Source organism: Roseovarius nanhaiticus (assembly GCF_900156535.1).
Taxonomy (GTDB): Bacteria; Pseudomonadota; Alphaproteobacteria; order Rhodobacterales; family Rhodobacteraceae; genus Roseovarius; species Roseovarius nanhaiticus.
Map to the genome: position 1 here is coordinate 1,091,540 of NZ_FTNV01000001.1, position 11,923 is coordinate 1,103,462.

Genomic DNA, 11,923 nt, shown 5'->3' on the forward strand with positions numbered 1-11,923 from the left:
AAAGAAGGGGACAGGCCAATGCGCTGCCCGTTTTGCGGAAATATTGAAACACAGGTCAAGGATTCACGCCCGGCGGAAGAGCATGTCTCGATCCGGCGGCGCCGCTTCTGTCCGGCCTGCGGCGGGCGCTTTACCACCTATGAGCGGGTGCAGTTGCGCGATCTGGTCGTCGTCAAAACGAATGGCCGCCGCGAGGATTTTGACCGTGACAAGCTGGAGCGCTCCATTCGCATCGCCTTGCAGAAGCGCCCGGTCGAGCCGGACCGGATCGAGCAGATGATTTCGGGGATCGTGCGCCGCCTGGAGAGCATGGGCGACACGGACATTCCGTCGAAAACGGTGGGCGAAATCGTGATGGAAAGCCTCGCGCGGATCGATACGGTCGCTTACGTGCGTTTCGCCAGCGTCTACAAGAATTTCCAGGCGGCTGACGATTTCGACAAGTTCGTGAGCGAATTGCGCCCGGACGCTGCCACCGGGACAACCACCGGGGCTGAAAAGCCCGGCGCGTGAGCGCCCTGGTGGCCCCAGATAAGTGTTCCCAGGCCGATATCCGGCATATGCGAACCGCGCTGTCCTTGGGCCGGCGCGGTCAGGGTCAGACTTGGCCGAACCCGGCGGTCGGCTGCGTCATCGTGGCTCGGGGCCACGTCGTTGGCCGAGGCTGGACCCAGCCGGGCGGGCGCCCCCATGCCGAGCCTCAGGCGCTGGCACGCGCGGGCGATGCCGCGCGGGGGGCGACGGCTTATGTCACGCTTGAGCCTTGTGCGCATCACGGGCTGACCCCGCCTTGCACGGATGCCCTTGTTGCCTCGGGCGTGGCGCGCGTCGTCATCGCCTGCGGTGATCCAGATCCGCGCGTCGCGGGCCGGGGCATCGCGGCCCTCCGGCACGCCGGGATCACCGTCGATATTGGCACGTTGCGCGACGAGGCCGAGCGCGATCTGGCTGGGTTTCTGGGCCGCATCCATCGCGGTCGGCCCGAAGTTCTACTTAAACTCGCCATGTCGGTCGATGGGCGCATCGCCACCTCCTCGGGGCAGTCGCGCTGGATTACCGGGCCGGGCGCGCGCCGTATGGTGCACGCCATGCGCGCCCGGCATGATGCAGTTATGGTGGGCGGCGGCACGGTGCGCGCCGATGATCCGATGCTGACGGTGCGCGGCCTCGGCGCGCGGCAACAGCCCGTGCGTGTCGTCGTTTCGCGGCATCTCAATCTGCCGCTGGATGGCGCCCTCGCACGAAGCGCGGGCGATGTGCCGCTTTGGCTGATCCATGCCGCGGACGCCCCGGATGCCGCGATTGCAGCCTGGAAAGGCAGAGGTGCGCATTTGATCGCCTGTCCGGCCGACCGCGCTGGCCTTGATATGGGCGCTGCGCTGCAGGCACTCGGCGCCGCCGGATTGACGCGCGTCTTTTGCGAAGGGGGCGGCGCGCTGGCCGCATCGCTCCTCAAGGCGCAGCTTGCGGACCGGCTTGCCATCTTTGGCGCAGGGCTTGCCCTTGGCGCGGATGCGCGCGCGGGCATCGCCGAGATGGGCATCGATGATCTGACCGCTGCCCCGCGCTATCAGCTTGAAGAGATGCGCGCAGTCGGCGGCGACGCGCTGATGCTATGGCGGCGCCGCTGATCCGGCCGCCCGCCATGAGTATTTTTGGAACAATGAAAGACTGAACAGTCTTCAGATCGGGGCAAAAGCCTGGGTTGCGGGGCTGAATTGCTCGACCCGGCCTTCGCCGATATCCAGCCAGAGCCCGTGCAGTGTCAGCGTGCCGCGCTCCATCGCTGCCGTGACGAAAGGAAAGCTGATCAGGTTCTCCAGTGAGACGAGGACGGCCTCCTTTTCAAGGGCGCGCAGGCGCTGGCCCTCGTCCTCGATGCCGTCCACGCGCGCGTAGCCGGGGCGCAGGATATCCATCCAACGACCAACGAAACTGGTACGCTCCTCAAGCTCGGGGGCGCGGCCCGAGCACATGTCGTCGCAGCCCTTGATGCCCCCACAGCTGGAATGGCCCATGACAATCACATGCGCGACCTTGAGCGCGCAGACCGCGTATTCCAGCGCGGCGGAGGTGCCATGCTGCTGCCCGTCCGCCGTATAGGGAGGCACGAGATTGGCGATATTGCGGTGGATGAAGAACTCGCCCTGATCCGCGCCAAAGATCGATGTGACATGCACGCGGCTGTCGCAGCACGAGATCAGCATGGCGCGCGGGTGCTGCCCCTCTTGGGCCAGGGTGCGATACCAGCTTTCATTCTCGGTGTAGGAGGTGGCCCTCCAGCCGTGGTAGCGCTGGATCAGATAGGGCGGCAGGGGGCGGGCTTGATGCATCTTCGGGCCTTTGGTCAGGGGTCGCCTTGATGGGATAGACCGTATTCGCGGCTAATTCGACAGACAAAATGCGGCGAGCGAAACCTTTTGGGAACGAAAGAGGCGCATCTTTGCCCCACTCGACGCGGCTGTGGGGCCGCTGCGCGCAAAGGCATGAATTGGGGTGAGACCGTGAAAGACGTAACAATGCTAGTGCAAAAGGAAGTGGTGCGCCTGAATGCGAGCCGCCTGGAAGAACTCTATGCCCAGCTGGGTGAGGCGGGGGCCGAGGATGTCGTCTGCCGCGCGCTTGAGGAGTTGGCGCTGCGCCTTTCGCATACCGAGCGGTGCTATCGTGAGGGCCGAACAGGCGATATGCGCAAATCCGCACGCAGCCTTGTCGCCATTGCCGATCAAATCGGCATGCAGGCCCTGTCGCGGGTGGCCGCGGATGTTACCATCGCCGCCGACCGGTGCGATCACGTGGCCATCGCTGCCACCCTTTCGCGGCTTCTGCGGATCGGCGATTGCAGCCTCAGCGAGGTATGGGAGATGCAGGATCTGTCGATTTGACCGCTTGCAGGCGCCGGTGGCGCGGTTAGGCTGCGCGCGCAACGCACCTGATCGAAAGGCAACAGCCCCATGTCACCCGACGCCAGCCCCAAGGCAGACGCCCAGACCTACCTGACATTCGCGCGCGATGTGACCGACCCCCTGCCGCTGCATGTGATTGAGGCGGGCGCGTTGGAGACGTGGCTGCAGGCGCAGCCCGACGCCGTGCGCACCTGGGTGACGGCCTCGGGCTTCGAGGCGGCCTTGGGTGCCAGTCTTCTGGTGCCGGGGGAGGCGGGTGCGCCGGTGATGGCGCTGGCTGGATATGGCACCACGGATGCGCGGGCGCGCGGCCGCTTTCACCTTGCCGCAGTGGCCGCTGCCTTGCCCGAAGGCACTTACCGTCTTGAGGGGATGGATGCGGACCGGGCCGAGGAGGAGGCGCTGGGCTGGCTGCTGGCGGGCTATTCTTTTGGCCGCTACCGCACCCAATCGGGCGCCAAGGCGCGCCTCGTCTCGCCCGAAGGCGTCGATGCCGCCCGGATCGAGGCTGTTGCCGCTGGCGAGATCCTGACGCGAGATTTGATCAATACGCCCGCCAACGACATGGGGCCCGATGCGCTGGAGGGCGCGTGTGCCGATCTTGCCGAGCGCTTTGACGCCAAGATGGAAGTGACGCGCGGCGAAGACCTCCGGGCGCAAAACCTCCCTCTGATACACGCGGTCGGGCGCGCTGCCGCGCAGGCGCCGCGCCTGATCGATATGCACTGGGGCAATACGGGGCCAACCCTGACGCTGGTGGGCAAGGGCGTATGTTTCGATACCGGGGGCCTCAACCTCAAACACGGTTCCAGCATGGGCCTGATGAAAAAGGACATGGGCGGCGCCGCGACCGTTCTGGGCCTTGCGCAGATGATCATGGCGCTGGAGCTGCCGCTGCGCCTCCGCGTGCTGATCCCCGCCGTTGAAAACTCGGTCAGCGCCGATGCGATGCGGCCGGGGGATATCCTGACCGCCCGCAACGGCAAAACGGTTGAGATCAACAACACCGACGCCGAGGGGCGTCTGGTTTTGGCCGATGCACTGACGCTGGGGGCCGAGGGCGAGCCGGGTCTGATGGTCTCGATGGCGACGCTGACCGGCGCCGCGCGGGTCGCGGTCGGCCCGGATCTGGCGCCTTATTATGCCGATGACGCCGCCCTCGCCGCGGCGATCGAGAGCGGCGCGGCGCGCGCAGCCGACCCGGTGTGGCGCATGCCGTTTCATGCGCCCTACGAGGCGATGATCGAGCCCGGCATCGCGGATCTCGACAATGCGCCCTCTGGCGGTTTCGCGGGCTCGATCACCGCGGCGCTCTTCCTGCGGCGGTTTGCGGGCGGCACGCGATACGCGCATTTCGACATCTACGGCTGGAACCCCAGCGCTGCGCCCGCCCGGCCCAAAGGGGGCGTCGGCATGGGGGCGCGGGCGTTGCTTGCAGCCTTGCCGGAGGCGCTGGATCTGTGAGCGACCCGCGCGCCATACCAGCCAATGAGCGCGTCGCGGCCGCGTCCTTGCGCGGCCGGGTCAAGGCGCCGCGTTTTGCCGAGGGCAGCGCGCGCCGGGTCGCTATCCCGGTCGCCGATCTCTCGCTTAAGCCAGGCGGCAAACGGACGCGCCAATGGCTGATGGGCGCGCCCGTCACCTGTTACGAGCTGCACGAGGGGCACACTTTCGTGCAGGGCGAGGATGGCTATGTGGGCTATCTGCCCGAGGCCGCGCTGCACGATGGTCCCGCGCCGACCCACTGGATCAGCGCCCGCGCCAGCCATAGCTATAACGCGCCCGACCTCAAATCGCCCGAGCGGATGGCGCTGAGCCATCTCAGCCGCGTCGCGGTGACGAAGACACAAGACAACTGGGCCGAGACCGCTCTGGGTCATATCCCGCTCCAGCATCTCAGCCCGCTGCCCATGGCCGCGACCGATCCCGTCGCGGTGGCCGAAATCTATTTAGGCGCGCCCTACTTTTGGGGAGGCAATTCTGCATTTGGCATCGACTGCTCCGGCCTTGTCCAGGCCGGTTGCCGTGCCTGCGGCATCGCGTGTCCCGGCGACAGCGATCAGCAGGAAGAGGTTTTGGGCTCTGACCTTGCGGAAGATGCGCTCCTGCGGCGTGGCGATTTGCTGTTCTGGAAAGGCCATGTTGCCTGGGTGCTCGACGAGGCCCGTATCCTTCATGCGAACGCCCATTCGATGAGCGTCTCCACCGAGCCGCTGGAGGCCGCCGTCACCCGCATCGCGGAGCAGGGCGGCGGACCGGTCACGGCACGCAAGCGCCTCTGACAGGCCGGCCCCGCTTTTTCAGTGTTCTAAAAATACTCAAATACCCGCTCAGACCGGGGGCAGAACCTTGCCCGGATTCATGATTCCGTTCGGATCGAGCGCCGCCTTGATCGCGCGCATCGCGGCCAGGGCGGTGGGGCTCTTGTAACGGATCATGCTTGGCTGCTTGCTCAGCCCTATCCCGTGCTCGGCCGAGAAGCTGCCGCCGAGAGCCAGCGCCGCGTCCTCCACCGCATTGCCGATCTCGGTGCAAAGCGCCGCGTCGGGGCGCGTGGGAAAGACGCCCAGATGCATGTTGCCATCACCCAGATGCGCGACCGACACGTCGCGCGCGCCGGGATCGAGCCGCGCGATAATGGCGGCGACCGCATCGACGAATTCCTGCATGCGGTCCACCGGCACGGCAATGTCGCGGTCCGCGTAGGGCTCGTGCAGGGTGATGACCTCGGCTGCCGCCTCGCGACGCGCCCACATCTCGCTGCGCTGCGCCTCGTTCTGCGCGACCACCGCAGCGAGAATGGCCTCCTCCTCGAAAAGCGCGCCCAGCACCTCCTCCAGATGCGCCGCGATGGGGATCTGGCCGCTGGCATCCGGGGTTGCATCGCGCGGCGCAATGGCGCCGACCTCGACGAGGATGTTCACATCATGCCGCCCCTCGAACGGCTCGCGATGCGCGGGCGACAGCTCCAGATAGGTCTCCATATAGGCGCGCGGCATGTATTCGAACGCCTGCACGGCGCCGCCCGTCTCCTGTTGCAGCCGGTTCAAGAGGTCCAGCGCATCGGCGACGCGCGGCACGGCGACCATCGCCGTCGCCGTGGCAAGGGGTGCCGGGTGCAGCTTGAGCACGGCGGCGGTGATGATGCCCAGCGTGCCCTCGGCGCCGATCAGCAGGTGGCGCAGATCGTAGCCGGAGTTATCCTTATGCAGTTGGCGCATCAGATCGACAATATCGCCATTGGGCATCACCGCCTCGATCCCCAGACACAGATCGCGCGTATTGCCGTAACGCAGCACGTTCGAGCCACCCGCGTTGGTCGAGAGCGCCCCGCCGATCATGGCCGAGCCGCGCGCGCCGAAATAAAGCGGAAAGATGAGGCCATGCTCGGCCACTGCATCGTGGATCGAGCTGAGGATCGCGCCCGCCTCGACAATGGCGATCCGGCTTGAGGCGCGGACCTCGCGGATGCGGTTCATGCGGCCCACTGACAGGAGGATCGCGCCGCCTGCCTCGGTCGCGTCGGTCAGCCCGGTATTGCCAGCCTGCGGCACGATGGGCGTGCCCGTCTCGTTGGCCAGCTTGACGATGGCCGCGACCTCCTGGGTCGTTCCCGGCCGCACCACGGCCAGCGGCGTGCCACGCTTGTGACCCGACCAGTCGGCGTCATAGCCCGCCATATCGGCCCCGGTCAGCACATGGGCGGTGCCGACGATTTCGCGCAGTCGCTCGAGCATCGCTCAGAACGCCTTGAAGGTCAGGGTCGTCTCAGTCCGCTCGATATTGGGGATTTGCAGCAGGTTCTCGTTAATGAATTTGCCCACGTCATCCTTGTCCGAAATGTAGAGTTTCAGCAGCAGATCAAAGGGTCCAGAGGTCGAGTAAAGCTCGGAATGAAATTCGCGCAGGGCGATATCCTCGGCCACCTTGTAGGAGGTGCCGGGCTTGCAGCGGATGTTCACGAAAACGCAGCGCATGTGGGAAGTCCTTTGTTTTGGCCCCTAAAGGCTCATGTGCCGGGCGCGCGCGCCGCGCTCGATCGCGGCGGCGTGCAGCCGGTCGAGGTTCAGCTCGTAGCGGATCTCTTCCAGCAGGCGGAGCTCGCTATCGCCCAGCACGCCATCGGCGGCGGCCACGTCGCAGGCCAGCGCATATGCCGTCTCGAACAGACGCTCGGGAAGGCTCACGCGGATAAGGCCGAAGAGGGCATCAAGCCCATCCTCGTCCGAGAAAAGATCAAACACCGTCTGCGCGACAATATTGATGCGGTCCGCATCGTAGCGGCCAAAGACCGGCAAATTGTTGACGGCGCTTTCGATCTTGACCAGTTCCGCAGTTTGAATTCGCTCATCCGAGGCCGAAACCGCGATCATCACGGCCACCAGGCAGTCCTGCGCGCTCAGTGGATGCGTTTCGGTATCGGTCATCGGAAAATCCTTTGTCATTACGGGCGCCTCCGCGCAGATTATTGACCTTGGCACGGCTCGGCAATAGGAAGCGGCGGACCTTTGCGCGCACCCGCGCAACGGCATGACTTCTGGAGAGCCCCCATGTCCGATCTGCGTGACGCTGCGATGACCTCGAAAGCCTGGCCTTTTGAAGAAGCGCGCCGTTTGCTCAAACGGTACGAGAAGGGCGCCCCGGAAAAGGGCCATGTCCTTTTCGAGACGGGCTATGGTCCCTCGGGCCTGCCGCATATCGGCACATTCGGCGAGGTGCTGCGCACCACGATGATCCGCCGCGCCTTTGAGGTGATCAGCGATATACCGACGCGGATGATCTGTTTTTCCGACGATCTGGACGGGATGCGCAAGGTGCCGGGCAACGTGCCCAACCGCGAGGCACTGGCCGAGCATCTGCAAAAGCCGCTGACATCGGTGCCCGATCCGTTCGGCACGCATGACAGCTTTGGCGCGCATAACAACGCGATGCTGCGCCGTTTTCTGGATACGTTCGGCTTTGAATACGAGTTTATCTCGGCCACGGAATTCTATCGCTCGGGCCAGTTCGATGACGTGCTGCTGCGCGCCGCCGAGCGTTATGACGCGATCATGAAAGTCATGCTGAAGTCCCTGCGCGAAGAACGCCAGCAGACCTATTCGATTTTCCTGCCCATCCACCCCGAGACGGGCCGTGTGATGTATGTGCCGATGAAGCATGTCGATGCCGCGAACGGCACGATCACCTTCGACACCGAAGAGGGCGAGGAAATGACCCTGCCCGTGACGGGCGGCAATGTGAAACTGCAGTGGAAGCCCGATTTCGGCGCGCGCTGGGCGGCCCTCGGTGTCGATTTCGAGATGTATGGCAAGGATCACAGCACCAATACGCCGATCTATGACAGCATCTGCGAGATCCTGGGCGGCAAAAAGCCCGAGCATTTCACCTACGAGCTGTTCCTCGACGAGAATGGCCAGAAGATCAGCAAATCGTCGGGCAACGGCATCTCGATCGACGAATGGCTGACCTATGCCGCCACGGAGTCGCTCAGCTATTTCATGTATGCCAAGCCTAAGACGGCCAAGCGCATGCATTTCGACGTGATCCCCAAGGCGGTGGACGAATACCACCAACAGCTGCGCGCCTATCCCACGCAGGACGCGGCGCAGCAGGCGAACAATCCGGTGTTCCACATCCACCCCGATGGCGTGCCCGAGAGCAAAATGGTCGTGCCGTTCTCGATGCTCTTGAACCTCGCCTCCGTCGCCGGCGCCGAGGAGAAAAGCCAGCTTTGGGGCTTTATCCAGCGTTATGCGCCCGAGGCCAGCGCCGAGACGAACCCCGATATGGACGCCGCCGTGGGCTATGCGCTGCGCTATTACGAGGATTTCGTGAAGCCGGCCAAAGTGTTCCGCGCACCCACGGATCTGGAGCGCGAGGCGCTGGAGGATCTGCGCGATCAGCTGGCGGCCTATGATGGCCCGCTCGACGATGAGGCGCTGCAATCCATCGTCTACGGCGTGGGCCGGGACCGTTTCGATCCGCTCCGCGATTGGTTCAAGGCACTTTACGAGGTACTGCTGGGCGCCTCCCAAGGCCCGCGCTTCGGCGGATTCATCGCGCTTTACGGCGTGGATGAGACACGCCAGTTGATCGACGACGCGCTGGCTGGCAAATTCGTCTGAACCCCGCTTGCGCTGGATCAAGGCGCTTGAGACGGGGCAGGGCAGACTCGAGCAAAAGGAGAGCGGCATGAAACAGGCATGGATCTGGGGCGGATTGACGGGCGTGGGGGCACTCGCCGCCTGCGTCGAGATGGCCTCGATGCCCGAGGCGGGCGAGGGCCGCGCGCTTTATGTGGAGAATTGCGCGCAATGCCACGGGCCTGTCGGGCGCGGCGATGGTCCTTGGGCCGAGGGAATGAATCCGGCGCCGTCGAACCTGACACAGCTGGCCGAGAACGGCAGTTTCCCGCGCGCGCGCGTGCTGTCGACGATCGACGGCTATCACCGCGCGCAGGTGCCGGGGCAGCAGATGCCGGAATTCGGCGCGCTCCTGACGGGCGAGACCGTGCCGGTGGATGTGGGTGACGGTGTGATGACGCCGACGCCGCGCCCTCTGGCCGCGCTGCTCAGCTATCTTGAGAGCATTCAGGAAACCTGAGCCAGCCCCGCTTCGCGCATCAGCCTGTCGGCCTCTTCGGTCAACAGACGCTCTTCGCCCGCGCCGCTGACAGGCGTGCGCCCCGCCTCGAGAAAGAGAGGCGCGGCCAAGGGCGTGACACGCGGCAGGCGCATCAGGTCGATCCGGCCGTCGATCCGCGCGATCATTTCCTCGATCCGGCCAAAATCGACAAGGCCGCGCATCGCCTCGGTCCGGGTGATGCGCAGCAGCAGGTGGTCGGGGTCATATTTGACCAGCGTGTCGTAGAGGATATCCGACGAAAACGTCGCCTGCCGCCCCGACTTGCGCGCCTGCGGCAGGTTGCGCTGGATCAGCCCGGCGATGGTGGCTGACGCGCGAAATGTGCGTTTCATCACTGCATTGCCCGTCAGCCATTGGTCCAGTCCCTCGCGCAGTGCGGTGCCATCGAAAAGGGGCGCGGCATCGGTCAGCGGCTCCAGCCCCCAGATGAGCGTCGCGTAATCGGTCGACACAAAGCCCAGCGGGTCCAGTCCCAGCTCCTCCATCCGTTTGCTGATGAGAAGGCCCAGCGTCTGCTGCGCGTTGCGGCCCGCAAATCCGTAAATGCAGGCATGCTCGCGCCCGTCATGCGGGAAACTCTCGATCAGAAGGCGGCCCGCTGTCGGCATCTTCGACATGCGCCGCTGGAGGTGCAGCCACTCGGCGGTATGGCCGGGCAGGGCGGGCCAATCGGGCTGGGCCAGCATCGCAATGATGCGCTGGCTGAGCTGTGTCGAGGTGGCGAATTTCGTGCCCGCGAAGGTCGCGATCTTGGGCTTTTTCCCGTCCGAGCGGCTGACTTCGACGGTCATCTCGCGCAGGCTTTCATACCGCACGACCTGCCCTCCCATCAGGAAGGTATCGCCGGGGGTGAGCGTGGCCGCGAACGCCTCCTCGATCTCGCCCAAGGGCTTGCCGCCGCGGTTTCGCTGCATGCGCACCTTCAGCAGGTCACTGTCCTGAATGGTGCCGATATTCATGCGAATGATCTGGGCGCTGCGCGGATCGCGCAACTGCCATTTGCCTTCCCGTTCCACCAGCCGCTGCCATTTGTCATAGGCGCGGAGCGCGTAGCCGCCGGTGGCGCAGAAATCGAGGCAATCGTCGAATTCAGGCCGCGTCAGGGCGGCGTAGGGGCCGGCGGTGCGCACCTCGTCATAAAGCGCGCCCGCATCGAACGGCCCCGAACAGGCGGCGATCAAAATGTGTTGGCAGAGTACATCGAGTGGGCCGGGCCCGCGCGGATCCCCATCCAGATCGCGCGCGCGCACCGCCTCAAGTGCGGCGACGCATTCGACCACCTCGAAGCGATTTGCGGGGACCAGAAGCGCCTTGGACGGCGCGTTGTAGCGATGGTTCGCGCGCCCGATGCGCTGCACCAGCCGCTTGACGTTCTTGGGCGCGCCGACCTGAATGACCAGATCCACATCGCCCCAGTCGATGCCCAGATCGAGCGAGCCGGTGCAGACGATGGCCCTGAGCTCGCCGCGCTGCATCGCGCCTTCGACGCGCTGGCGCTGGCCCCGGTCGAGGCTGCCGTGATGAATGCCGATGGCCAGATTGCCCTCGTTCGCCAGCCACAGGTTGCGAAAAAAGATCTCGGCCTGCGCGCGGGTGTTGTGGAAAATCAGCGTGGTGTTATGCGCCTTCACCTGCTCCAGCACGGCCGGGATCGCATAGGCCGCACCGCCCCCGGCCCATGGCGGCGCCTCGGCGACTTCCAGCATCTGGATATCTGGCTCGGGGCCGGGATCGGCCTCGATGATTTCGCACGGGTCGGGATGGCGCGCGAGAAAGCGCGCGATGGCGTCCGGATCCTCGACCGTGGCCGAGAGGCCCACGCGCCGCAGGCCGGGGCAAAGCGCCTGCAACCGGCTGAGCGCCAGCATCAGCTGATCGCCGCGCTTCGATTCGGCCACTGCGTGAACCTCGTCGATCACGACGCGCTGAAGGCCCGCAAAGATGCGCGGAGCATCCTCGTAGGAGGTCAGCAGCGCAAGGCTTTCGGGCGTGGTCAGCAGGATATCGGGCGGATCGGCGCGCTGGCGGCGCTTTTGCGTGTAGGAGGTATCGCCGGTGCGGTCCTCGATCCGAATGGGCAGGCCCATTTCCTCGACCGGGGTCGTCAGGTTGCGCCGGATGTCACTTGCCAGCGCCTTCAGCGGCGAGATGTAGAGCGTATGCAGCCCCTCATGCCCGCCCTCGCTCAGCTCAGCCAGCGTGGGCAGGAAGCCCGCCAGTGTCTTGCCGCCGCCCGTGGGCGCGATGAGCAATAGCGAGGGATCATATGAGCGCTCCAGCATCTCTTGCTGGTGAGGATGCACCGACCAGCCGCGCGCGGCGAACCAGTCGGTGAGTTTGGCGGGCAATTCGGTCATGCTGCCTATGTAGGG

Annotated in this window: 12 protein-coding genes; 7 read left to right on the plus strand and 5 right to left on the minus strand. The window is 65.3% G+C overall.

All coding sequences use genetic code 11. The annotated features are described in order from the left end of the window. The first annotated feature begins 18 nt into the window (after positions 1-18). Both nrdR and ribD read left to right on the plus strand, forming a co-directional pair. The gene (nrdR, locus tag BW975_RS05225) at positions 19-513 is read left to right on the plus strand and encodes a transcriptional regulator NrdR (protein ID WP_076531595.1); all 495 of its coding nucleotides are present in this window, start codon (positions 19-21) and stop codon (positions 511-513) included. Between the two features lie 8 nt (positions 514-521). Beyond that, positions 522-1,631, plus strand: a complete 1,110-nt coding sequence (gene ribD / locus BW975_RS05230) for a bifunctional diaminohydroxyphosphoribosylaminopyrimidine deaminase/5-amino-6-(5-phosphoribosylamino)uracil reductase RibD (RefSeq protein ID WP_335743489.1) — start codon at positions 522-524, stop codon at positions 1,629-1,631. 51 nt (positions 1,632-1,682) lie between these two features. Here ribD and BW975_RS05235 read toward each other — a convergent pair whose 3' ends face one another. Beyond that, positions 1,683-2,333 carry a carbonic anhydrase gene (locus BW975_RS05235; protein ID WP_076531599.1) on the minus strand — a complete coding sequence of 217 codons (651 nt, stop codon included), beginning with the start codon at positions 2,331-2,333 and terminating at the stop codon, positions 1,683-1,685. Between the two features lie 186 nt (positions 2,334-2,519). Between BW975_RS05235 and BW975_RS05240 the strand changes: the two genes are divergently transcribed. The 3 genes from BW975_RS05240 (at position 2,520) to BW975_RS05250 (ending at position 5,188) form a co-directional block, all read left to right on the plus strand. After that, positions 2,520-2,885 (plus strand): hypothetical protein, encoded by a 366-nt coding sequence (locus BW975_RS05240; protein WP_244512513.1) that lies wholly within the window; start codon positions 2,520-2,522, stop codon positions 2,883-2,885. A gap of 69 nt (positions 2,886-2,954) precedes the next feature. Beyond that, positions 2,955-4,370 (plus strand): leucyl aminopeptidase family protein, encoded by a 1,416-nt coding sequence (locus BW975_RS05245; protein ID WP_076531603.1) that lies wholly within the window; start codon positions 2,955-2,957, stop codon positions 4,368-4,370. Then, positions 4,367-5,188 (plus strand): C40 family peptidase, encoded by an 822-nt coding sequence (locus BW975_RS05250; RefSeq protein WP_076531605.1) that lies wholly within the window; start codon positions 4,367-4,369, stop codon positions 5,186-5,188. The genes BW975_RS05245 and BW975_RS05250 overlap by 4 nt, the downstream gene beginning before the upstream one ends. Positions 5,189-5,236: 48 nt before the next feature. On the opposite strand, the gene BW975_RS05255 is transcribed toward BW975_RS05250, so the two are convergent. Genes BW975_RS05255 through BW975_RS05265 form a run of 3 tightly spaced genes read right to left on the minus strand, consistent with a single transcriptional unit; the run spans position 5,237 to position 7,333 of the window. Beyond that, positions 5,237-6,643, minus strand: a complete 1,407-nt coding sequence (locus BW975_RS05255) for an FAD-binding oxidoreductase (RefSeq protein WP_076531607.1) — start codon at positions 6,641-6,643, stop codon at positions 5,237-5,239. A gap of 3 nt (positions 6,644-6,646) precedes the next feature. Then, positions 6,647-6,883 (minus strand): Lrp/AsnC family transcriptional regulator, encoded by a 237-nt coding sequence (locus BW975_RS05260; protein WP_076531609.1) that lies wholly within the window; start codon positions 6,881-6,883, stop codon positions 6,647-6,649. A gap of 24 nt (positions 6,884-6,907) precedes the next feature. Next, on the minus strand, positions 6,908-7,333 hold the full coding sequence (locus BW975_RS05265; protein ID WP_076531611.1) for a tellurite resistance TerB family protein: 426 nt from the start codon (positions 7,331-7,333) through the stop codon (positions 6,908-6,910). 123 nt (positions 7,334-7,456) lie between these two features. Between BW975_RS05265 and BW975_RS05270 the strand changes: the two genes are divergently transcribed. Then, a complete protein-coding gene (locus BW975_RS05270) occupies positions 7,457-9,031 on the plus strand; it encodes a lysine--tRNA ligase (protein ID WP_076531613.1) in 1,575 nt (524 codons plus the stop codon). Between the two features lie 67 nt (positions 9,032-9,098). Next, complete coding sequence (locus tag BW975_RS05275; RefSeq protein WP_076531615.1) at positions 9,099-9,509, plus strand: c-type cytochrome; 411 nt, start codon at positions 9,099-9,101, stop codon at positions 9,507-9,509. On the opposite strand, the gene BW975_RS05280 is transcribed toward BW975_RS05275, so the two are convergent. Further along, positions 9,497-11,908 carry a ligase-associated DNA damage response DEXH box helicase gene (locus tag BW975_RS05280; protein WP_076531617.1) on the minus strand — a complete coding sequence of 804 codons (2,412 nt, stop codon included), beginning with the start codon at positions 11,906-11,908 and terminating at the stop codon, positions 9,497-9,499. The genes BW975_RS05275 and BW975_RS05280 overlap by 13 nt on opposite strands. Positions 11,909-11,923 lie beyond the last annotated feature (15 nt).

Excerpts from the sequence above, each read along its gene's own strand:
- BW975_RS05245 (WP_076531603.1), top strand. The coding sequence starts at position 2,955 with ATGTCACCCGACGCCAGCCCCAAGGCAGACGCCCAGACCTACCTGACA.
- nrdR (WP_076531595.1), top strand. The coding sequence starts at position 19 with ATGCGCTGCCCGTTTTGCGGAAATATTGAAACACAGGTCAAGGATTCA.
- BW975_RS05270 (WP_076531613.1), top strand. The coding sequence starts at position 7,457 with ATGTCCGATCTGCGTGACGCTGCGATGACCTCGAAAGCCTGGCCTTTT.
- BW975_RS05260 (WP_076531609.1), bottom strand. The coding sequence starts at position 6,883 with ATGCGCTGCGTTTTCGTGAACATCCGCTGCAAGCCCGGCACCTCCTAC.
- BW975_RS05280 (WP_076531617.1), bottom strand. The coding sequence starts at position 11,908 with ATGACCGAATTGCCCGCCAAACTCACCGACTGGTTCGCCGCGCGCGGC.
- BW975_RS05265 (WP_076531611.1), bottom strand. The coding sequence starts at position 7,333 with ATGACCGATACCGAAACGCATCCACTGAGCGCGCAGGACTGCCTGGTG.
- BW975_RS05235 (WP_076531599.1), bottom strand. The coding sequence starts at position 2,333 with ATGCATCAAGCCCGCCCCCTGCCGCCCTATCTGATCCAGCGCTACCAC.
- BW975_RS05275 (WP_076531615.1), top strand. The coding sequence starts at position 9,099 with ATGAAACAGGCATGGATCTGGGGCGGATTGACGGGCGTGGGGGCACTC.
- BW975_RS05240 (WP_244512513.1), top strand. The coding sequence starts at position 2,520 with ATGCTAGTGCAAAAGGAAGTGGTGCGCCTGAATGCGAGCCGCCTGGAA.
- BW975_RS05255 (WP_076531607.1), bottom strand. The coding sequence starts at position 6,643 with ATGCTCGAGCGACTGCGCGAAATCGTCGGCACCGCCCATGTGCTGACC.